The organism is Phaeobacter sp. CC-HEC084 (genome assembly GCF_059429255.1).
Map to the genome: position 1 here is coordinate 1,965,039 of NZ_JCAIJQ010000002.1, position 19,884 is coordinate 1,984,922.

Below are 19,884 nucleotides of genomic sequence, written 5' to 3' on the forward strand. Positions count from 1 at the left end.
CATGCGCATCGTTCTTCATATCGGGCTCGAGCATACCGGCGCCGAGCGGCTGCAAAAGGTCCTGGCCCACAAACGGGACCAGTTGCGCGGCAAGGGCGTGTTGTTTCCCACCTCTCCCGGCGGCAGCAATCACACGCGCCTGTTCATGGCGGTGACCGATCCCGATCACGTGGACCCGCTGCGCCACGCCCGCGGCCTTGCCGATCCCGAGCGGCAAGCGCTGTTGCGCGAAAAGCTGAGCGCCGATCTGGCCCGTGAGGTCAATGAGGCGCAGCCGGACATTCTGATCCTCTCGGCCTCGCAACTGGGCAGCAGGCTGCACCGGCGCAGCGAGCTGATGCGGCTGAAGGATTTGCTGACCCCGCTGTCCGGTGACATCAGCCTCGTGGCGCATCTGGATGATCCCGCCCGCCTGCTGGCGCGTAGCTATGGCGCGCAGGTACTGAACGGCCGCGCTGCCCCGCTGGAACGCGAACTGGCCCTCGTGGATCAGCCGGAGTGGTGGCAGGCCTGCCTCGCGCACCAGCCGCAGATCAGACCGCAGGAAAACCAGTTCGAAGAGACCGAAGGCGCGCCCTTCTGGCTGGATTATACGGCCTTGCAACAGCATTGGGAGAGCGTTTTCGGCGCCGGGTCCATGAGCTTCCGCTCTTACGACGAGGCGCTGTTCTACGGTCCGGAGGCCACCAAAGAGATCCGCGCCGCCTTTGGCATTGCGCAGCAGATCGGACGTTGCGGGGCCGCCACGCCGCCCGCAATGCCCGCTGCGCCCTGGCTGACGCGGGCGCGGCAGCTCAATACGCTGCTGCAACACATCACCCTGCATCAGGGCAGGATCGTACCGCCGAAAATGTGGCGCGGTTTCCTGAATGAGCTGCAGATCGACGGCGCCCCGATGGATCCGGCGCATCTGGCCTGCATCTCGGCCCGTTTTGCCGCCGCAAATCAGGCCCTTGCCGAGCAGCACCCCGGATTGTCTGCAGTCAGCCTCGCCACCCGGCCCGGTGCCCCGGATCCGTCCGCCGCAGACTGGCAAGAGGCGAACCCGGAAATGGGCTATCGCGCCTCGCAGTACCTGCTGCGCTTCATGCCGCAGATTGAGGCCGCAACCCGCGCCTCCCGACCAGCGGAAGAGGCCAAGCCGGACCCAGCCACCACGGAACCCACCGCGCAGGCCCGCAAGGTGATGACCCCGCTGGCGTTGAAAAACTTCGAAATGTTGCAGACCTCGCCCTTCCGGCCGCATGACAATCTCGGCGCGCTGGATGAAACCGCGCGTGCCGCCCCCTATGCGGAGGTGCCCCGTCGCGCCCTGGCTGCGGGCAGCAGCGGCAATGTGATCGTCGGCTGCATGAAGAACGAGGCGCCCTATATCCTGGAATGGGTTGCCTATCACCGCGCCATCGGCGTGGACAATTTCCTGATCTACACCAATGGATGCGAGGACGGCACCGCCGAGATCCTCGACCGGCTGCAAGAGCTGGGCATCCTGCAGCACCGCAACAACGACGACTGGCGCGGCAAGTCTCCGCAACAGCACGCGTTGAACCAGTCGCTGAAGGAACCGGTGATCACGCAGGCCGACTGGATCGTGCATATCGACGTGGATGAATTCATCAACGTGCGCTGTGGCAACGGCACCCTGCAGGATTTCTTTGACCGGGTGCCGGATGCCACCAACGTCGCCATGACCTGGCGCCTGTTCGGCCATAACGATGTGACACGGCTGTCGGATGATTTCGTCATCGGCCAGTTTGATGCCTGCGCGCCGAAATACTGCCCCAAGCCGCATACGGTCTGGGGTTTCAAGACGATGTTCAAGAACACCGGCGCCTATCAGAAGATCAGCTGCCACCGCCCCAACAAGTTGCAGGACGGGTTCCGCGATCAGGTCCGCTGGGTCAACGGATCGGGCCGCGACATGACGCAGGATGTACTCGACAACGGATGGCGCAACTCGCGCCGCTCCATCGGTTACGATCTGCTGCAGCTCAACCACTACGCGCTGCGCTCGGCCGAAAGTTTTCTGGTCAAACGTCAGCGCGGACGTGCCCTGCATGTGGATCGCTCCATCGGCCTCAACTACTGGATCCGCATGGACTGGAACGACCACAAGGACGTCACCATCCAACGGAACCTTCCGCGCCTGCGCGCCGAATATGACCGGCTGATGGAGGATGCGGCCCTGCGCCAGTGGCACGAAAAAGGCCTCGACTGGCATCGCGCCAAGGCCGAGGAACTGCACGGGATGGAAGAATTCGAAACCCTTTACCGGCAGGCTCTGGACGTGAAACTGACCGCAACCGAACGCGTTGCCTATGCGCTTGCGCTGGATATGGAGAGCTGAAGACATGACCGACGCAGCCACCGACCCGGTTCTGACCTGCCTGGATATGAAGTTCCCGCTGGACAAGGCAGTGCTGCCGCCGCGCGTGCGCAAACTGCTGCGCACCGGCGCCTATGAGGCAAAGGAGGCCGTGGCCGCCAGAAAGCTGATCCGCGCCGGGGATGTGGTAATGGAACTCGGCGGCGGCATCGGTTTCATGTCGACGCTGGTCGCCACCCAGACCCCGGCGCAATCCGTGCATTCGTTCGAGGCGAACCCGCAGCTCTTGCCCTATATCCACCGGGTGCATGCGCTCAACGACGTCACGAAAGCAAAAGTAACCCATGCGGTGCTGAGTGACACGGACGGCACCGCGCCCTTTTACGTGCGGCCCAATTTCCTTGCCTCCTCTCTGGCACCGATGGCCGAGGATGGCCCTGACGTGCAGCAGGTCGAGGTGCCGATGCGCGATATGAACCGGGTGATGGCAGAGCTGAGACCCAGCGTTCTGATTTGCGATATCGAAGGCGCCGAGGCAGAGCTGTTGCCAAAGATGGACCTGTCCTCGCTGCGGGCGGTGCTGATCGAAACCCATCCGCAATGGATCGGCAAGGCAGGCATCCGCAAGGTCTTTCAATGCCTTGATGCCGCCGGTCTGGTGTTCTTCCCGCGCTGGTCGCATGGCAAGGTCGCCGTGTTCCGGTCCGACTGGTAGGCCCATGCGGTTTCTGGCCATCCTGACCCTGCGCAATGAAGGCGCCTTTCTGCTCGAATGGCTGGCCCATCACCGCGCCGTGGGCTTCACCGATTTCCTCGTCTTTTCAAACGACTGCCAGGACGGCACCGACAGGATGCTGGACCGGCTCGATGACCTTGGCCACCTGACCCATGTGCGCAACGATGGCCCTTACGGCAAGGGTGGCATCCAGTTCAGCGCCCTGAAGCTGGCGGACCGGCACCGGCTGGTGAAAAAGGCCGACTGGATCATGGCGCTGGATATCGATGAATTCGTCAATATCCACGCGGGCCATGGTCAGTTGGGCGACCTCTTGGAAGCGCTGCCAGAGGCCGACGCCATCACCCTGACATGGCGGCTGTTCGGCAATGGCGACACCCTGCGCTATGAGGACACGCCGGTGACCGAGCAGTTCACCCGCTGCGCCCCCGAGGTGATCCACTGGCCCTGGCGCGCGGCGATGTTCAAGACGCTTTATCGTAACGACGGCACCTATCGCAAAACCGGGGTGCACCGCCCGCGCGGGGTAGAGGACGACAGCGCGCTAGAGCAATTCCGCTGGTTCGATTGCGAAGGGCGAGAACTGGGGCCGCAGTTCAAGACCCGCCGCCTGTTTTCCGACTACGGCCAGCCCAATCACCGGCTGGCGCAGCTGAACCACTATGCGCTTGGCGCGATGGAAAGTTTCGTCCTGAAGGCAGACCGAGGCCGCGCGGTGCATTCGGATCATATGCTCGATGTGGACTACTGGGTCGAACGCAACTTCAACACCGATGAAGATACCTCCATTGCCCGCTACAGTGAGGCGCGCGCTGCCATTCAGGCGCTGCTGCTGGAGGATGGCAAACTCGCCCGCCTGCACGAAAAAGCCGTGGCCTGGCGTCACGCCCGGTTCCGCGAGCTGATGTTGCAGGAACCGTTTCGCGCCCTCTTTGCCCGGCTATTGATGACCCCGCCCTCGCGCCCGATCAACGCGGTCACGGCGCGCACCCTGGCCGGGTTCGCAACATTAGGACGCCGGGCCGAACAGGCACTCAGCGCCCCCGCGCCACAAGCACCCCCGGAGCAGTCGGCAGACCGGGCCAACGGAGAGACCGAGACGCCCAAAGAGAGCGGCACGGACTGACCCGCGCAGAGCCGGAAAACTGGCATGAGTTTTTCTCAATTTTGCCGCATTCCGCCCCTAGCTTCAGACCCAACTACCGGTCCGTCAAAGGTCCGGAGGCAGAGGATCATGGGCATGCAGGACGGTTCAGACGCGCTTGAGACAGATCTTTCCGGGCTGAAACCAGCCCAGTGGAAAGAGCGGCTTGCTGTGCTCAGCGAGGAACTGGGTATGTTCCAGCCTCTGGGCGCGCGCCACTGCGCCGCCTTCATCGATCAGGGCAACACGCTGCTCGTGAGCTTTGAAACCATCCAGGGCATCCAGAGCCTGTCCGAACTGGCGCAACCCTTGGGCTTTGATCTGGTCCGCAACCTTGGCTGGTCGCATCTGTGCATGATTTCGGATGGCGACACCTGGTTCCGCGACGAACAGGTCTTTGGCTTTATCGACCAGCTGATCGACGACGGGTTCTTCGAGGAATTCGACAATGTCGTCTTCTACGGCGCCGGCCCCTGCGGCTATGCGGCCAGCGCCTTTTCGGTGGCGGCCCCCGGCGCAACCGTGGTGGCGATCCAGCCGCAGGCGACGCTGGATCCGCGCATGACCGAATGGGACGAGCGGTTTATCGAGATGCGCCGCACCTCCTTCACCGACCGCTATGGCTATGCGCCCGATATGCTGGACGCCGCCGATCATGCCTTTGTCCTGTATGATCCGCGCGAACATCTGGATGCCATGCACGCCGCCCTGTTTGCCCGCCCCAATGTCACCCGCCGCCGTCTGCCGGACTTTGGCGAGGCGGTGCAAACGCGGCTGATCGAGATGGATGTGCTCTATCAGATCCTGTCGATGGCTGGTTCGGGCAAGCTGACCGATTTGGCTTTGTCACGCGTTCTGCGCGCCCGGCGCAACAACACGGCCTATCTGCGCAACGTCATGGGACACCTCGACAAACGCGACCGGCCCTATCTGATGACCCTGCTGTGCCGCAACGTGACCGCGCGCCTGCGCGCGCCGCGGTTCCGGCAACGGCTGCAGAACCTGCGCAAACGCGCCGCCGAGGGTGATTTCACCCTGCCGCCGGAACGCTGATCCCAACGCGTCCCTCGCCGTCTTATAGCATGGATTTGCCCAGCACCCGGCACCGGTGACAGATCGTCCTGTCGCGGGCTTCTTTCTTCCCCTTTCTGCGTGCCTGTGCTAACGCGGCGCCATGACACAGACCACGCCCCAGACGCTGACCCTCACCCGCCCCGATGACTGGCATCTGCACCTGCGCGACGGCGCCATGCTGCAGGCCGTGCTGCCGGAAACCGCGCGCCATTTCGGCCGCGCCATCATCATGCCCAATCTGGTGCCGCCGGTGGGAACCGGGGCGCAGGCCGCCGCTTATCGCGATCGCATCCTGGCCGCGCTGCCAGGCGACATGTCCTTTGAGCCGCTGATGACGCTCTATCTGACTGAGGACACAGATCCCGGCGATATGGCCGCGGCCCATGCCAGCGGGTTGATCAAGGCGGTGAAACTCTACCCCGCCGGGGCCACCACCAATTCGGCTTCGGGCGTGCGTGATTTCGACAAGGTGCGTCCGGTGCTGGAGAAAATGGCCGAAATCGGCTTGCCGCTTTGTGTGCATGGCGAGGTGACCGACAGCGACATCGACATCTTCGACCGCGAAGCCGTGTTCATCGACCGGGTGCTGGATCCGGTACGCCGCGCCACCCCCGGCCTGCGCGTCGTGATGGAGCATATCACCACCGCCAACGGTGTGGACTATGTGAAGGCCAACGCGGCGGACCTTGGCGCCACCATCACCACCCATCACCTGATCATCAACCGCAACCACATCCTGGTTGGTGGCATCAAACCGCATTATTATTGCCTGCCGGTGGCCAAGCGCGAAGAACACCGCCTGGCCTTGCGTGCGGCGGCGACCTCGGGCGATGCGCGGTTCTTCCTCGGAACGGATTCGGCCCCCCATACCGACCCCAACAAGGAAAGCGCCTGCGGCTGTGCCGGCTGTTTCACCGCCACCAACACCATGGCGCTGCTCGCCCATGTGTTCGAAGAGGATGGCGCGCTGGACAAGCTGGAAGGCTTTGCCTCGAAAAACGGCCCGGCTTTCTACCGCCTGCCGGAAAACGACAGCACCATCACCCTGGTCAAACAGGACGCCCCCACCGCCTTCCCGGAAAAGATCGAAACCGGCGAAGGCCCGGTGACGGTCTTCGATCCCGGCTTCCCGGTGCATTGGACGGTTCAGGCGTGAGCCCGAGGCGGATCCTTGCCAAAATTCCCCGGACCGCATGCGGTCCGGTTCGCGCCCGACCCGTCCCCAATGGCGGGCGCGAAAACCTGCGTGGCATTGCGGCTGCGCATGGGGAAAGACATTCAATTTGCGGAGCTGCCACATGATCCCCTCCTCCTACCCCTCTGCCGAAGAAATCGCCCGCCTCTCTGCCCGGATGCTGCTGGAAATCGGTGCGGTGAACTTCAACACCGAAACGCCCTATACGCTGGCTTCCGGCCTGCCCTCGCCCAGCTATATCGATTGCCGCAAGCTGATCTCCTTCCCGCGCATCCGCGCGACGCTGATGGATTTCATGACCGTCACCGTAATGCGCAACGCAGGCTTTGAAGCCTTCGACAATATCGCGGGTGGTGAGACGGCCGGCATTCCCTTTGCCGCATTGGTGGCCGAGCGCATGGCGCTGCCGATGACCTATGTGCGCAAGAAACCTAAAGGTTATGGCCGCAACGCCCGCATCGAAGGCGCGATGAGCGAAGGCGAGCGGGTGCTGCTGGTCGAGGATCTGACCACCGATGGCGGCTCGAAACTGTCCTTTGTCGATGCGATCCGCGAAACCGGCGCCACCTGCGGCCACACGGCGGTGATCTTCTACTACGACATCTTTCCTGAGACGACCAAGACGCTGGGCGATCACGGGGTCGAGCTGCACTACCTCTGCACCTGGTGGGACGTTCTGGCCGAGGCCCGCGCGCAAGAAGCCTTCAGCACCGAAACGCTGGATGAGGTGGAGAAGTTCCTCAAGGACCCGCGTGCCTGGCAGGATGCGCATAAATCCGCCTAAAACGCGCAGGCAGGCCCGGCCTGCCGTTTAAGCCCTGATCCAGCACGCCTGATCCGCAGAACAGCCCCAGTGTGCTGGATACTTTATTTGGGCGTACATCCGTGCCATGCTACCCGATATAGCGTCCCGCCCTGCGGGGGCCGCAAAGATCCCCAGACACCGGGCAGCTATCCACAGGTTGCCCACAGGGATTTCCAGATGGCTTTGGGCCAGCGAATTGACCTATCTATCCGGACCGAACGAAGAGAGCCGTGATGAACGAATTGACCCCATTTGATGGCGACCAGCCCCCCGCGCCAATGCCCGAACCTGATGCCCCGCAGCAGGCCAGCGGCATGGAGGCAAACGAGCTGCCCCATTCGGTCGAAGCCGAACAGCAGCTTCTGGGGGCAATCCTGACCAACAACGACGTCTACGACCGCGTGGCGTCGATCATCAATTCCACCCATTTCTACGACCCGGTCCACACTCGCATCTATGAAATCGCCGCGGCGCGGATCTCCAAGAACGCGCTGGCCTCTCCGGTGACGCTGAAGGCCTTCATGGAAGATGATGAAGGGCTGAAGGAGCTGGGCGGCCCGGCCTATCTGGCAAAACTGGCCGGGGCCTCAATCTCGGCCTACGCTGTGCGCGACTATGCTCAGATGATCTATGATCTGGCAATCCGGCGCGAGCTGATCGCACTGGGGCAGTCGATCTCTGACAAGGCGCGCCGGGTGGATGTGTCCTCGGAGCCGAAAGAACAGATCGTCGAAGCGGAACAATCGCTCTATCAGCTGGCCGAACAGGGCCAGACCGAAAGCGGCTTCAAGTCCTTCCTGAAAGCGGTGACCGAGGCGGTCAACGTCACCAACGAGGCCTATCAGCGTGGCGGCGGCATGGCCGGGATTTCCACCGGTCTTGATGATCTCGACAAACAGCTGGGCGGGTTGCACCCGTCGGACCTTCTGATCCTTGCAGGTCGTCCCTCGATGGGTAAAACCTCGCTCGCGACCAACATCGCCTTCAACGTCGCCAAGGCCTATAAACGCGGGGTGAAACCCGATGGCACCGAAGGCGCCGTGGATGGCGGGGTGGTCGGCTTCTTCTCACTCGAGATGAGCGCCGAGCAGCTGGCGGGGCGTATCCTTGCCGAAGCATCCGAGATTTCCAGCCACAAGATCCGTCAGGGTGACATGACCGAAGGCGAATTCCGCCGCTTCGTGCAGGCCGCCAAGGATCTGGAAAGCTGCCCGCTCTTTATCGACGACACGCCCGCCCTGCCGATTTCGCAGCTAGCCGCCCGCGCCCGCCGCCTGAAGCGGACCCACGGGCTGGACCTTCTGGTGATCGACTACCTGCAGCTTTGCCGCGGCATGTCCGACAACCGGGTGAACGAAATCGCCGAAATCTCGATGGGGATGAAGGCCATCGCGAAAGAGCTGAACATTCCGGTAGTGGCCCTGTCGCAGCTCTCTCGTCAGGTCGAAAGCCGGGACGATAAACGCCCCCAACTGTCGGACCTTCGGGAATCCGGCTCGATCGAACAGGATGCCGACGTGGTGATGTTCGTGTTCCGCGAGGAATACTACAAGGAACGCGAAAAACCCGGCGATCACGAGCTGGACAAGATGGAAGAGTGGAAACAGGCGATGGAGCGCCTGCATGCCAAGGCCGAAGTGATCGTCGGCAAACAGCGTCACGGTCCCATCGGCACGGTCGAATTGTCATTTGAGGCGCAGTTCACCCGCTTTGGCAACCTCGCCAAATCCTGGCAGCAGCAGCCGGACGGCTACGAATAAAGCAGGCTTTCCCAAAACAGCTCAGCCAGAGGACATCCAATACGCATCCATGATTTCATGCAGGCCTACAAACGGGTCTGGGAGGCGCAGGATTCCGATGGCTTTGCTGCGTTATTCACCCCCGACGGGCAATATTGGAACACGCCCTTTCAGGTGCAGACCGGCCCCAACGAGTTGGCCCGTTACTGGGATCGGATTAAGCTGCAACAGGATATATGCCTGACACCCTCGGTTCTGGCCGAAACGCCCACCGGGGGCATCGGCCACTGGAACGTCACCTATCAGGTCGCCAGCGAGGAATTGTTCCAGATCTGGGCAAAATCCACTGGCACTGGCCTGCCCGACCGCCAGCCCGGCGATCCCCTGCCCCGGATGGAGCTGGACGGCACCCTGGTTGCCGATCTGAACGAGCAAGGGCTTGCCACCTGTGTGCGGATTTTCTGGCACTCCAACGCCTCCATGCCGACAGCGGCAAAAGACCGCGACTGACCGCCTGAATGCCCTGCCACAGGCGGGAGCACGCCAAGGAGGCCATGCCCAGGCCAAAGCAGGGCGAATTCCACTTGACCCCTGCGGCGCGCATGTCATGAACGGGGCATGAGCACGGCAAGACTGACAATCAATCTGGATGCGCTGGTGACAAACTGGCGGAACCTGAACACCAAGACCAACTGCGAGACCGCCGCAGTGGTCAAGGCAAATGGATACGGCCTCGATTCAGGCCGCGTCGCCACCGCTCTGGCCAAGGCCGGAGCGCGCAATTTCTTTGTGGCCATCGCCGAGGAAGGCGTCGCCCTGCGCCGCGCCCTGGGCCCCGGTCCGGGGATCTCGGTCTTTTCCGGTCATATGGAGGGCGATGCAAAACTCCTGCGCGACTTCCAACTGACTCCAATGCTGAATTCGCTCGATCAGATGCTGCGCCATTTCGAGGCGCTGCCCGGCCACCCCTTTGGTGTGCAGCTGGACAGCGGCATGAACCGGCTGGGCATGGAGCCCGGCGAATGGGGCGCCGTGCGTGATATCGCGCTGGGGCAGAACCCGGTGCTGCTGATGTCGCACCTTGCCTGCGCGGATGAGCCGGACCACCCGATGAACCCGCAGCAATTGAAAGCCTTCCAGGAGATGACCGACGGTATCGAAGTGCCCCGGTCCCTCTCGGCCACCGGCGGCATGCTGCTGGGCCGTGATTACCATTTCGATCTCTGCCGCCCCGGTATCGGTCTTTACGGTGGCCGCCCATTTGGCGATGCCCTGCCCGTGGTACAACTGGACCTGCCGGTCATCCAGATCCGCGACCTGATGCCCGGTGAGACCGTCGGCTATGGCAACACCTGGACCGCGCCGCGCCAATGCCGCATCGCAACCGTCGCGGCGGGCTATGCAGATGGACTGCTGCGCCGGATGACCGATGGCGACATCAAGGCCTATGCCGGAGCCACGCCCTGCCCCGTTGTGGGCCGCATTTCCATGGATCTGATCACCATCGACGTCACCGATCTGTCCGAGGATCCCGCCGTTCTGACCCTTCTGAACGAGCAGCAGACCGTCGACACGCTGGCCGATGCAGCAGGTACCATCGGGTATGAGATCCTGACGTCTCTTGGCGCGCGCTACGCAAGGACCTACCAAGGATGAGCCCGCTCGCCCTTCTTGCCCGTATCGGTCGGCTGGTTCTGCACATGCTTGCAGTTGTCGGCCGGGTCGCGCTTTTTGGGCTCTCGACGCTCAGCCACATGATCCGCCCGCCGTTCTACGGCAAGGAAACGCTGCAGGCGCTTCTGCACATCGGCTGGCTGTCGCTGCCGGTGGTGGGGCTCACCGCGATCTTTACCGGCGGCGCGCTAGCGCTGCAGATCTACGCAGGTGGCGCGCGCTTCAATGCCGAGGCCGTGGTGCCCCAGATCGTCGCCATCGGCATGGTACGCGAACTTGGCCCGGTGTTGGTCGGCCTGATGATCGCTGCCCGCGTCACCTCCTCCATCGCGGCGGAGATCGCCACCATGAAGGTGACCGAGCAGATCGACGCACTGGTGACGCTCTCAACCAATCCGATGCAATACCTCGTTGCCCCCCGCGTGCTGGCGGCCTTCCTGACCGTGCCATTGCTGGTGGGTATCGGCGACATCATCGGTATCGCTGGTGGTTACGCGGTGGCGGTACACAATCTCGATTTTAACGCGGCGGCTTACCTCAAGAACACCGTGGATTTCCTTGAAACGCTCGACATCGTCTCCTCGCTGGTCAAAGGCGCGGCCTTCGGCACCATCGCAGCGCTGATGGGCTGTTACTACGGCATGCAATCGGGCCGCGGCGCCCAGGGCGTCGGCAGCGCCACCAAAGGATCGGTCGAGGCTGCTGCCATCCTGATCCTCGCCGCCAACTTCCTGCTGACGGGGGTCTTCTTCTCGGTATGATCAAGCTCGACAACGTCCACAAGGCCTTCGGCTCCAACCAGGTTCTGCGCGGTATGACGCTGGAGGTTCCCAAAGGCACCTCAATGGTGATCATCGGCGGCTCCGGCACCGGCAAATCGGTGGCGCTGAAATGCGTTCTCGGCCTTATCAAACCCGACAGCGGCAGCATCCTGGTCGATGGAAAACCGGCGGATGCAGGCGACCGCGATGCCTTCCTCGCCCGCTTTGGCATGCTGTTTCAGGGTGGTGCGCTGTTTGACTCCCTGCCCGTCTGGCAGAACGTCGCCTTCCGCCTGATGCGCGGCGCACTGAAACGCCCAGCCGAGGAAGCCCGCGAGATCGCCATCGAGAAACTGCGCCGCGTCGGCCTGAAACCCGATGTCGCCGACCGCCTGCCAGCCGAACTCTCGGGCGGCATGCAGAAACGCGTCGGCCTCGCCCGTGCCATCGCCGCCGAGCCCGAGATCATCTTCTTTGACGAGCCGACTACCGGCCTTGATCCGATCATGGCAGGCGTTATCAACGATCTGATCCGCGAAATCGTGGTCGAAATGGGCGCCACCGCCATGACCATCACCCACGACATGACCTCGGTGCGTGCGATTGCCGACAATATCGCGATGCTGCACGACGGGGTGATCAAGTGGACCGGCCCCGTTGGCCAGATGGATGACAGCGGCGATCCCTACCTCGACCAGTTCATCCACGGCCGCGCCGAGGGTCCGATCGAGGCAGTGCGCTAAACATCCCCGCCGAAAGATATTCTCTCCAATCAAGGCCAGCGCCTGACCCTGGGTGGGCGCAATAAGCGCCCTCCCGTGGGGAGGGTCGGGCGCTGGCCGGGCCACAGGTGCCCCGGCCGGGGAACGCTCAACACCTTTCCCCCTTCCAAATCGGCGGCAAAGGGCACACATCTAGGCAACGCCACCAAACCGGACCCACATGATCCTGCGCCTCGCCACTCTCTCGCTCTTGATCCTCTACCCCATCGCCTGGTTCGCGCCCCTGATGCGCGCGGGGCTACTGCCGCTGTTCGGCCTCAGTGAGATCAGCGTCATCACCGGCCTGCAATCCCTCTGGGGCAGCGACGTGATACTGGCGCTGCTGGTGACCTTCTTTGCCATCTTCGCGCCCTATCTCAAGACCATCGGCCTTGCGCTGGTGCAATGGGACCTGCTCGATCCCCGCGCCCAGCCGGTGCTGCATGTCCTGGGGAAGCTCGCGATGGCCGATATCTTCCTCATCGCGCTCTATATCACCATTGCCAAAGGCATCGGCTATGTCACGATTGAGACCGGCTGGGGCCTCTACATGTTCTCCGCCTGCATCCTCGCCTCCATCGCTCTCGGCCTCCTCACCGAACGCCACCTCCGATCAGATCCGGGTCAATGACGGCGCCCCGCGCCGCCTTGCGCAGCAAGGTCGCAGATCATTGACGCGGATCTGATCACTCACACACTCGACAAGGCGCCTTCAGGGCAGACCTGCCCCTGAAGCGCTTCCCCAGCAAATCTTTCGCGCCGCGACGGCGGCGCCCCCTTTACAAATGGCACCGCTACCGCGGTGCATTCCCGATCCGATGGCACCGCTACCGCGGTGCCGGGCCCAACCGGGGCGGATCCCCAAAGGGGATCGCGCGACGGGCGGGAGCACCGCCTTCCAGACTTGAACAAACCCTGAACATGAGGCAGAACAGCCGCATGGCAAAATCATCTTCCTTCTCCTGCTCGGCCTGTGGCGCCAGCTTCTCCAAATGGTCCGGCCGCTGCGAAGGCTGCGGCGAATGGAACACCATCACCGAGGACAAGGGCCTCTCCTCCGGCGGCCCGGCCAAGAAATCCCTCGGGATGCGGCGCGGCAGGACCATCCCGCTCACCGATCTCGCGACCGAGGAAACGCCGCCACCACGCAGCCATTCCGGCGTTGGCGAACTCGACCGGGTGCTGGGCGGCGGGCTGGTCGCGGCCTCGGCCATTCTGGTCGGCGGCGATCCAGGCATCGGCAAGTCGACCCTGCTGCTTCAGGCCGCTGCGCGCTTTGCCGAGGCAGGCGTCAAAACCGTCTATGTCAGCGGCGAGGAAGCCAGCGCCCAGGTACGCATGCGCGCGCAGCGGCTTGGCCTTGCACAGGCGCCGGTAAAGCTCGCCGCCGAAACCAACCTGCGCGATATCCTGACCACGCTGGAGGCTGAACGTCCGCAGCTCGCCATCATCGATTCCATTCAGACAATGTGGGCCGACCACGTCGACAGCGCGCCGGGATCGGTCAGCCAGGTCCGCGCCGCCGCGCATGAGCTGACGACCTTTGCCAAATCCAACGGCATCTCGATCATCATGGTCGGCCATGTCACCAAGGAAGGCCAAATCGCCGGTCCCCGCGTGGTCGAACATATGGTCGACACAGTCCTCTATTTCGAAGGTGAGCGCGGCCACCAGTTCCGCATCCTGCGCGCGGTGAAGAACCGCTTTGGCCCCGCGGATGAGATCGGCGTCTTTGAAATGACCGGTGCCGGCCTTTCGGAGGTGATCAACCCCTCGGCCCTGTTCCTCTCCGAACGCGGTCAGCCCTCGCCGGGCTCAGTCGTCTTTGCCGGTATCGAAGGCACCAGGCCGGTTCTGGTGGAACTGCAGGCCCTTGTCGCCCCATCGCCGCATTCGCAGCCGCGCCGCGCCGTGGTGGGCTGGGACTCATCGCGCCTTGCGATGATCCTTGCGGTTCTGGAGGCGCGCTGCGGCATTCCCTTTGCCGGGCTTGATGTCTATCTGAACGTCGCAGGCGGCATGAAAATCTCAGAGCCTGCTGCCGATCTGGCGGTGGCAGCAGCCTTGCTGAGTGCCCGCGAGGATACGCCACTTCCCGCCGATACCGCAATATTCGGAGAAATCTCACTATCTGGTGCCCTCAGACCGGCGCCTCAGACCGAAAACCGGTTGAAAGAGGCGCAAAAACTTGGTTTCACCTCAGCCATTGCCCCCGGCGGCGGCAAATCCGTATCCGTGAAAGGCCTTTCCCAGCGCAAGGTCAGTGATCTAACCGGTTTTGTTGGCGAATTCTTCGGGGCCGGCTAAAGTCGCCGAAAGAATTTTACTGCGGGCTAACGGGCGAGGGACATGGAAGGTTTCACCATTATCGACGGGGTCGTGGCCCTGGTCATCATTGTATCGGCATTGCTTGCCTATTCACGCGGCTTGGTACGCGAAGCGATGGCAATCGCCGGCTGGGTTGCCGCGGGCGTGTTGGCCTTCATGTTTGCGCCGCAGGTCGAACCCCTGATGGCGGAAATCCCGGTGCTGGGTGAATTCATCGCCGACAGTTGCGAACTCTCGATCATCGCAGCCTTTGCCGCGGTCTTTGCCCTGGCGCTGATTGTCGCCGCCTTCTTTACTCCGCTCTTTGCCTCGCTGGTACAACGCTCGGCGCTTGGCGGGCTGGATCAGGGGGCTGGCTTCTTCTTTGGGGTGCTGCGCGGCATCCTTTTGGTGGCCATCGCCTTCTTCCTCTACAATGTGGTGATGACCGGTCAAAGCTTTACCATTGTTGACGAAAGCCGCTCTGCCGTGGTGTTCGAACGCATGATCGGAAAGATCGAAGCACGCAATCCCGAGCAGGCGCTTGGCTGGGTCACTCAGCAGTATGAGGCCCTGATCGGCGCTTGCGAAGGCTGACACGCGACCATCGCAGCACTGTGAACAGTTTCGAAAGGGCGCCCTATGGGCGTCCTTTTTGCTTTCATATCAAAATCATAAGCCCCCAACCCCGCGCAATTTTTGCCCTCACTCCGCGCCGTTGCACGGTTTGCGCGTCGATTCGCGTCTGAACAGGGCGCCCGGAATCACGCCCCAGTCACGTTTTTGAATTTCACCCGCTGACAAGGGTTAAAAGTTAACAAAACCTGTCTCTACACGGGTAAATCGTTAACAATCCCAGCCAAAATCGCCGTTTTGTCCCCAGAAAATCGTTCAAATTCTAAATTGGCCGCACCCTTGCCCCATTTTCGGCCCAATTCGGGGGCCACATAGGATCAACGACAGGCAGAAAGCCACTATCACTCAGAAGGGACACGACATGTTTCTGGATCATTTCAACTCTTTCGCTGACTACCAGCCGGTGGACATGCTGTTGGATTTTCCGATGTTCCAGAGCGCCCCCCTGCTGACCCCCCCGGCGCAGAGCCGCAGCGGCGGTTTCCTGCCCTCGACACTGGTCGAAACCGACCGTGGCTTTGTACAGGCCCGCGACGTGAAGCCCGGCGACATGATCTACACCTATGATGGCGGCGCGCAGGAAGTGAAAGACGTGAGCCATGCGGTGCCGCGCCTCACCACCCTGATGCATGTGCCCGCTGGCGCCCTTGGCAATGACACCGACCTTCTTCTGCCCGCCGATCTGACCGTTGCACTGGAACTGGACGCTGCCGAGCGCCTGTTCGGTGTGCCGCTCATCACGGCCAAGCTGATCTCCCTGTCGGGTCACAAAGGCATCAAGGCAGCCGCGCCGGAAAGCATCGGCCGTATTCACATCACCTGCGACGAAGAAGAACTGCTCTGGGCCGAAAGCGGCATGCTGGTTCTGGCTGGTGACGGTGGCCTTGACGGCGCCTTCTGCGAACTGTCGCTCAGCGAAGTGCGCCAGGTTCTGGCCAGCGAAGACGGCCGCGCCCTGGCCCTGACCGGCATGGGCAGCGAAGACGCACGCTTTCCCGCGCCCTTCGACGATATTTTTTCCCCAGCTCTGGCGGCCTAAAGCACCAGTGTTACCCCGGCTTACGACCACAGGATGCTGCGGTTTGCCAGGGATGTCGCCCCAGACTTCGCCTTTTATCCGGGCAGTAACCGGGCGCGACAAATAAAGCTTTGCCGAATTCAATTGTGATCCTTTGATGACATCCGCTGCCTAAGGCACTATGTGAGGGCCATCACTCAATCCCGGATTCGGAGCCACACGCCTTGCCGATGCCGCAGATGCCACCCGCACACCCCTTTGATGACGACAAACTCCGCGAAGAATGCGGTGTGTTTGGCGTCGTAGGCGTTCAGGACGCCGCCAATTTTGTCGCCCTCGGCCTGCACGCCCTGCAGCACCGCGGCCAGGAGGCAGGCGGGATTGTCTCCCATGATCCTGTCGAGGGCTTTAACAGCGTGCGCCGCTTTGGCTATGTGCGCGACAACTTCACCTCGCAGGATGTGATGGCCACGGTACCCGGCCCGCTGGCCATCGGCCACGTGCGCTACTCCACCGCCGGCTCCAAAGGCCAGACCGCGATCCGCGACGTGCAGCCCTTCTTTGGCGAATTCGCCATGGGCGGCGCCGCCATTGCCCACAACGGCAATATCACCAATGCCAACGCCCTGCGCCGCGAACTGATCGAGCGTGGCTCGATCTTCCAAAGCTCCTCGGACAGCGAATGCATCATCCATCTGATGGCGCGCTCCATGGGCCGGTCGATCCCCGACCGCATGGAAGAAGCCCTGCGCAAGGTCGAAGGCGCCTTTTCCGTCGTCGCCATGACCCGTACCAAGCTGATTGGTGTGCGCGACCCGCTGGGCGTGCGCCCGCTGGTCCTCGGCAAGATTGGTGATGGCTACGCGCTCAGCTCGGAAACCTGCGCGCTGGATATCATCGGTGCCGAGTTCATCCGCGAGATCAAGCCGGGTGAAATGGTGGTGATCAACGACGAGGGTGTGCAAAGCCACTTCCCCTTCCGTCCCCAGCCGTCGAAGTTCTGCATCTTCGAACATGTCTACTTCTCGCGCCCCGATTCGATTCTCGGTGGCCGCTCGGTCTATGAAACCCGCGAGGCGATTGGGCGGGAACTTGCCAAGGAAAACCCGGTCGACGCCGACCTCGTCTGCCCGGTGCCTGACAGCGGCACACCGGCGGCAATCGGCTATTCGCTGGAATCGGGGATCCCCTATGCGATGGGGATCATCCGCAACCAATACATGGGCCGGACCTTCATCGAGCCGACCGAACAGATCCGCAATATGGGCGTGCGTCTCAAGCTGAACGTCAATCGCGCCCTGATCGAGGGCAAGCGGGTCATCCTGGTGGACGATTCCGTCGTGCGCGGCACAACATCGCGCAAGATCAAGGAGATGATCCTAGATGCCGGCGCCAAGGAGGTGCACTTCCGCATCGCCTCTCCGCCCACCGCATGGCCCTGTTTCTACGGGGTCGACACCCCGGACCGGGACAAGCTGCTCGCTGCCTCGATGAGCGAGGAACAGATGGCCGAGCACCTGGCGGTGGACAGTCTCAAGTTCATTTCGCTGGATGGTCTGTACCGCGCCGTCGGTCAGTTCCAGGGCCGCGACAAAGCCTGCCCGCAATACTGCGACGCCTGCTTCTCGGGTGAATACCCGGTCACCCCGTCGGATATGATCGACCGGGGGTTTGAAATGAAGCCCGCAGCAGAGTAAGAGAGCCGCGAACAGATATAGGGAGGGCGCTGATCCGTGTGATCGGCGCCCTTTCCTATGGTTCCGGACAACCGTCCGGAAGGCACAAGCCGAAGACCACGACCCGAAGACCACGAAAGGCCATTCCTTGGACGCCCATCTTGCCCGAATGCTGACCTCTGCGCGCCAGTGCCGTTGTTGCGGTGCCACCTTTGCGCAATTGCTGAGCCTCAGTTGCGACCGGCCTGACGTGTGCCCCGATGATCTGGTGGTACAGGACAACTCCGCGGTGCTGGAAGAACGCGGCGATGTGCTGACCGAGGATTTTTGCCGCTATGGCAAACTACGCTTTGTGCGCGCCGTTCTGGCCCTGCCGCTGGCCGACAGCCGTGGCGCCGAATTCCTGCTGGGCACATGGGCCAGCCTCAACGAGGATGACTTTGACGCCTATCTCGACCTGTTCGACATGCGCGAAACCGAAAGCATGGGCAGCCGTCCGGCCTGGCTTGCCAATGCCATTCCGCCCGAAAGCGGCGCCCCGGTGGCCTGCATGCTGCATATGCGCCCTGAAGGCGAATACCCCGAACTGCAAGTCTCGGAGTCCAACAACGCCCTGGCCCGGCTACAGCAGACTGGCGTGCAGCTCGAAGAACTGTTGGAGCTTCTCTACGCCTATGGCCACGACCTGCCCTCTCTCGTCTATGACTCCTGATCCCTGATACCGCCGTGGGGCGGCCCGGCACCACGACGCGACCATCCGCCGTGACTGGCCCGCTGCCCGGGCCCATGCCGGGTCCATCCGGGCGGACGACTTCCACCAAGCTTGCAAAGCAAACACTCCGAATGACAAAGACACGTACATCGACACCGCCCCAGGTGGCCGCAACCGCAACGCAGCACGTAGAGGCCCCCGAGGGCCGCATCGCCCTCCTTGGTATTTTCGGCTCCGAAGACAATCTGTCGGCGCTGGTGCAGTTTCCCGGAGGGCGCACCCGCAAGGTGACCACCGGGCAGCGCCTCGGTCGGTCCGAGATCATCGCCATCGACAAGCGCGGCCTGCTGATCCGCTCCGGCAATACCACGGTGCAGATGACCATGCCCGGCAGCTAATCTGCCGCGCATCAGCCCCTTGACCCGATGCCTCAACAGGCCCAAAAGGCGGACATGACACAGAAACTTGCTCTTATCACCGGCGCATCGCGCGGCCTTGGCGCCGCTCTGGCCGAGGCGCTTGCCCCGACGCATCACATCGTTGCCGTGGCCCGCACCACCGGCGCTCTGGAAGAGCTAGACGACCGGATCAAGGCCAAGGGCGGCAGCGCCACGCTGGCACCGATGGACATCACCGTCCCCGAGGCCATGGCAACCCTCTGCCGCGGCATCCACGACCGTTGGGGCCAGCTGGATCTTTGGCTGCATACCGCCATCCACGCAGCCCCGCTCAGCCCGGCGCCATTTGTGGCGCCCAAGGACTGGGAAAAATCCGTTGCGGTGAACGCTACCGCAACCTCGGTGCTGATCCCCTATGTGGCGCCGCTGCTGGGCCAGACCGGGCGGGCGGTATTCTTTGACGATCCGCGCGGTGGCGAGAAATTCTTTGGCGCCTATGGCGCAACCAAGACCGCGCAGATGGCGCTGGCACGCAGCTGGCAGGCCGAAAGCGTCAAAACTGGTCCGCGGGTCGAGATCTTGCAGCCGAAGCCGATGCCCACCGCCCTGCGCGCACGTTTCTTCCCCGGTGAAGATCGCGAGGCGCTGACACCAGTACAGGATGAGGCCGCGCGCCTGCTGCCCCTGATCCTGAACGACGACTAAGCGACAGCATCAGCGGGAACCAGTCACAGCGCCGCTCCCGCCCCCGCTCTCTCATATCACAGATATACGGATCGGCGTTGGGCCGGGCGGCGCGCCTGCGCCGCGGCGCGGTTGCGCCTTATCGCGTCCGCTTCTCCTGCCCCGCAGGCGCCAGCCTGCCCGGCCCAACTGTGCGGGGGCATTCGCAGGATGCACCCAAAGCAGGCGGGAGCGATCC

General features: G+C 62.8%; 19 protein-coding genes. All 19 read left to right on the plus strand.

Annotated elements, in window-relative coordinates; translation table 11 throughout:
• Position 1: 1 nt before the first annotated feature.
• Positions 2 to 2,347 carry a glycosyltransferase family 2 protein gene (locus tag AC5SSZ_RS09620; RefSeq protein WP_495438054.1) on the plus strand — a complete coding sequence of 782 codons (2,346 nt, stop codon included), beginning with the start codon at positions 2 to 4 and terminating at the stop codon, positions 2,345 to 2,347.
• A 4-nt stretch (positions 2,348 to 2,351) separates the two neighbouring features.
• The gene (locus AC5SSZ_RS09625) at positions 2,352 to 3,041 is read left to right on the plus strand and encodes an FkbM family methyltransferase (RefSeq protein ID WP_495438055.1); all 690 of its coding nucleotides are present in this window, start codon (positions 2,352 to 2,354) and stop codon (positions 3,039 to 3,041) included.
• A 4-nt stretch (positions 3,042 to 3,045) separates the two neighbouring features.
• Positions 3,046 to 4,188 carry a glycosyltransferase family 2 protein gene (locus AC5SSZ_RS09630; protein WP_495438056.1) on the plus strand — a complete coding sequence of 381 codons (1,143 nt, stop codon included), beginning with the start codon at positions 3,046 to 3,048 and terminating at the stop codon, positions 4,186 to 4,188.
• Between the two features lie 114 nt (positions 4,189 to 4,302).
• Positions 4,303 to 5,259: a phosphoadenosine phosphosulfate reductase gene (locus AC5SSZ_RS09635; RefSeq protein ID WP_274833604.1), complete on the plus strand. Its 957-nt coding sequence runs from the start codon at positions 4,303 to 4,305 to the stop codon at positions 5,257 to 5,259.
• Between the two features lie 121 nt (positions 5,260 to 5,380).
• Complete coding sequence (gene pyrC, locus AC5SSZ_RS09640; RefSeq protein WP_495438057.1) at positions 5,381 to 6,436, plus strand: dihydroorotase; 1,056 nt, start codon at positions 5,381 to 5,383, stop codon at positions 6,434 to 6,436.
• A 142-nt stretch (positions 6,437 to 6,578) separates the two neighbouring features.
• Positions 6,579 to 7,259 (plus strand): orotate phosphoribosyltransferase, encoded by a 681-nt coding sequence (locus tag AC5SSZ_RS09645; RefSeq protein ID WP_065273176.1) that lies wholly within the window; start codon positions 6,579 to 6,581, stop codon positions 7,257 to 7,259.
• Between the two features lie 254 nt (positions 7,260 to 7,513).
• Positions 7,514 to 9,040: a replicative DNA helicase gene (locus tag AC5SSZ_RS09650; RefSeq protein WP_065273175.1), complete on the plus strand. Its 1,527-nt coding sequence runs from the start codon at positions 7,514 to 7,516 to the stop codon at positions 9,038 to 9,040.
• 57 nt (positions 9,041 to 9,097) lie between these two features.
• Positions 9,098 to 9,529, plus strand: coding sequence for a nuclear transport factor 2 family protein (locus AC5SSZ_RS09655; protein WP_495438058.1), 432 nt, complete (start codon positions 9,098 to 9,100; stop codon positions 9,527 to 9,529).
• Between the two features lie 108 nt (positions 9,530 to 9,637).
• The gene (gene alr, locus AC5SSZ_RS09660; protein ID WP_495438059.1) at positions 9,638 to 10,675 is read left to right on the plus strand and encodes an alanine racemase; all 1,038 of its coding nucleotides are present in this window, start codon (positions 9,638 to 9,640) and stop codon (positions 10,673 to 10,675) included.
• Complete coding sequence (locus AC5SSZ_RS09665) at positions 10,672 to 11,454, plus strand: MlaE family ABC transporter permease (protein WP_065273172.1); 783 nt, start codon at positions 10,672 to 10,674, stop codon at positions 11,452 to 11,454. Before alr ends, AC5SSZ_RS09665 begins: the two co-directional genes overlap by 4 nt.
• The gene (locus tag AC5SSZ_RS09670; RefSeq protein ID WP_369001867.1) at positions 11,451 to 12,197 is read left to right on the plus strand and encodes an ABC transporter ATP-binding protein; all 747 of its coding nucleotides are present in this window, start codon (positions 11,451 to 11,453) and stop codon (positions 12,195 to 12,197) included. The genes AC5SSZ_RS09665 and AC5SSZ_RS09670 overlap by 4 nt, the downstream gene beginning before the upstream one ends.
• A 199-nt stretch (positions 12,198 to 12,396) precedes the next feature.
• On the plus strand, positions 12,397 to 12,846 hold the full coding sequence (locus AC5SSZ_RS09675; protein WP_495438060.1) for a paraquat-inducible protein A: 450 nt from the start codon (positions 12,397 to 12,399) through the stop codon (positions 12,844 to 12,846).
• Positions 12,847 to 13,154: 308 nt separating this feature from the next.
• Complete coding sequence (gene radA, locus AC5SSZ_RS09680) at positions 13,155 to 14,522, plus strand: DNA repair protein RadA (protein ID WP_065273169.1); 1,368 nt, start codon at positions 13,155 to 13,157, stop codon at positions 14,520 to 14,522.
• 42 nt (positions 14,523 to 14,564) lie between these two features.
• A complete protein-coding gene (locus AC5SSZ_RS09685) occupies positions 14,565 to 15,119 on the plus strand; it encodes a CvpA family protein (protein WP_065273168.1) in 555 nt (184 codons plus the stop codon).
• Positions 15,120 to 15,519: 400 nt separating this feature from the next.
• Positions 15,520 to 16,197 (plus strand): Hint domain-containing protein, encoded by a 678-nt coding sequence (locus AC5SSZ_RS09690; RefSeq protein ID WP_495438061.1) that lies wholly within the window; start codon positions 15,520 to 15,522, stop codon positions 16,195 to 16,197.
• Positions 16,198 to 16,415: 218 nt separating this feature from the next.
• Positions 16,416 to 17,873, plus strand: coding sequence for an amidophosphoribosyltransferase (gene purF / locus AC5SSZ_RS09695; RefSeq protein WP_370570395.1), 1,458 nt, complete (start codon positions 16,416 to 16,418; stop codon positions 17,871 to 17,873).
• 148 nt (positions 17,874 to 18,021) lie between these two features.
• The gene (locus AC5SSZ_RS09700; RefSeq protein WP_274839377.1) at positions 18,022 to 18,564 is read left to right on the plus strand and encodes a DUF2199 domain-containing protein; all 543 of its coding nucleotides are present in this window, start codon (positions 18,022 to 18,024) and stop codon (positions 18,562 to 18,564) included.
• A 131-nt stretch (positions 18,565 to 18,695) separates the two neighbouring features.
• Positions 18,696 to 18,962: a hypothetical protein gene (locus tag AC5SSZ_RS09705; protein ID WP_274839329.1), complete on the plus strand. Its 267-nt coding sequence runs from the start codon at positions 18,696 to 18,698 to the stop codon at positions 18,960 to 18,962.
• Positions 18,963 to 19,016: 54 nt separating this feature from the next.
• On the plus strand, positions 19,017 to 19,667 hold the full coding sequence (locus AC5SSZ_RS09710) for an SDR family NAD(P)-dependent oxidoreductase (protein WP_495438062.1): 651 nt from the start codon (positions 19,017 to 19,019) through the stop codon (positions 19,665 to 19,667).
• The last annotated feature ends 217 nt before the right edge of the window (positions 19,668 to 19,884 follow it).

Bases quoted from the DNA above. Each gene is read 5' to 3' on its own strand.
- AC5SSZ_RS09620 (WP_495438054.1), top strand. From the start codon at position 2: ATGCGCATCGTTCTTCATATCGGGCTCGAGCATACCGGCGCCGAGCGG.
- AC5SSZ_RS09625 (WP_495438055.1), top strand. From the start codon at position 2,352: ATGACCGACGCAGCCACCGACCCGGTTCTGACCTGCCTGGATATGAAG.
- AC5SSZ_RS09630 (WP_495438056.1), top strand. From the start codon at position 3,046: ATGCGGTTTCTGGCCATCCTGACCCTGCGCAATGAAGGCGCCTTTCTG.
- AC5SSZ_RS09635 (WP_274833604.1), top strand. From the start codon at position 4,303: ATGCAGGACGGTTCAGACGCGCTTGAGACAGATCTTTCCGGGCTGAAA.
- pyrC (WP_495438057.1), top strand. From the start codon at position 5,381: ATGACACAGACCACGCCCCAGACGCTGACCCTCACCCGCCCCGATGAC.
- AC5SSZ_RS09645 (WP_065273176.1), top strand. From the start codon at position 6,579: ATGATCCCCTCCTCCTACCCCTCTGCCGAAGAAATCGCCCGCCTCTCT.
- AC5SSZ_RS09650 (WP_065273175.1), top strand. From the start codon at position 7,514: ATGAACGAATTGACCCCATTTGATGGCGACCAGCCCCCCGCGCCAATG.
- AC5SSZ_RS09655 (WP_495438058.1), top strand. From the start codon at position 9,098: ATGCAGGCCTACAAACGGGTCTGGGAGGCGCAGGATTCCGATGGCTTT.
- alr (WP_495438059.1), top strand. From the start codon at position 9,638: ATGAGCACGGCAAGACTGACAATCAATCTGGATGCGCTGGTGACAAAC.
- AC5SSZ_RS09665 (WP_065273172.1), top strand. From the start codon at position 10,672: ATGAGCCCGCTCGCCCTTCTTGCCCGTATCGGTCGGCTGGTTCTGCAC.
- AC5SSZ_RS09670 (WP_369001867.1), top strand. From the start codon at position 11,451: ATGATCAAGCTCGACAACGTCCACAAGGCCTTCGGCTCCAACCAGGTT.
- AC5SSZ_RS09675 (WP_495438060.1), top strand. From the start codon at position 12,397: ATGATCCTGCGCCTCGCCACTCTCTCGCTCTTGATCCTCTACCCCATC.
- radA (WP_065273169.1), top strand. From the start codon at position 13,155: ATGGCAAAATCATCTTCCTTCTCCTGCTCGGCCTGTGGCGCCAGCTTC.
- AC5SSZ_RS09685 (WP_065273168.1), top strand. From the start codon at position 14,565: ATGGAAGGTTTCACCATTATCGACGGGGTCGTGGCCCTGGTCATCATT.
- AC5SSZ_RS09690 (WP_495438061.1), top strand. From the start codon at position 15,520: ATGTTTCTGGATCATTTCAACTCTTTCGCTGACTACCAGCCGGTGGAC.
- purF (WP_370570395.1), top strand. From the start codon at position 16,416: ATGCCACCCGCACACCCCTTTGATGACGACAAACTCCGCGAAGAATGC.
- AC5SSZ_RS09700 (WP_274839377.1), top strand. From the start codon at position 18,022: ATGCTGACCTCTGCGCGCCAGTGCCGTTGTTGCGGTGCCACCTTTGCG.
- AC5SSZ_RS09705 (WP_274839329.1), top strand. From the start codon at position 18,696: ATGACAAAGACACGTACATCGACACCGCCCCAGGTGGCCGCAACCGCA.
- AC5SSZ_RS09710 (WP_495438062.1), top strand. From the start codon at position 19,017: ATGACACAGAAACTTGCTCTTATCACCGGCGCATCGCGCGGCCTTGGC.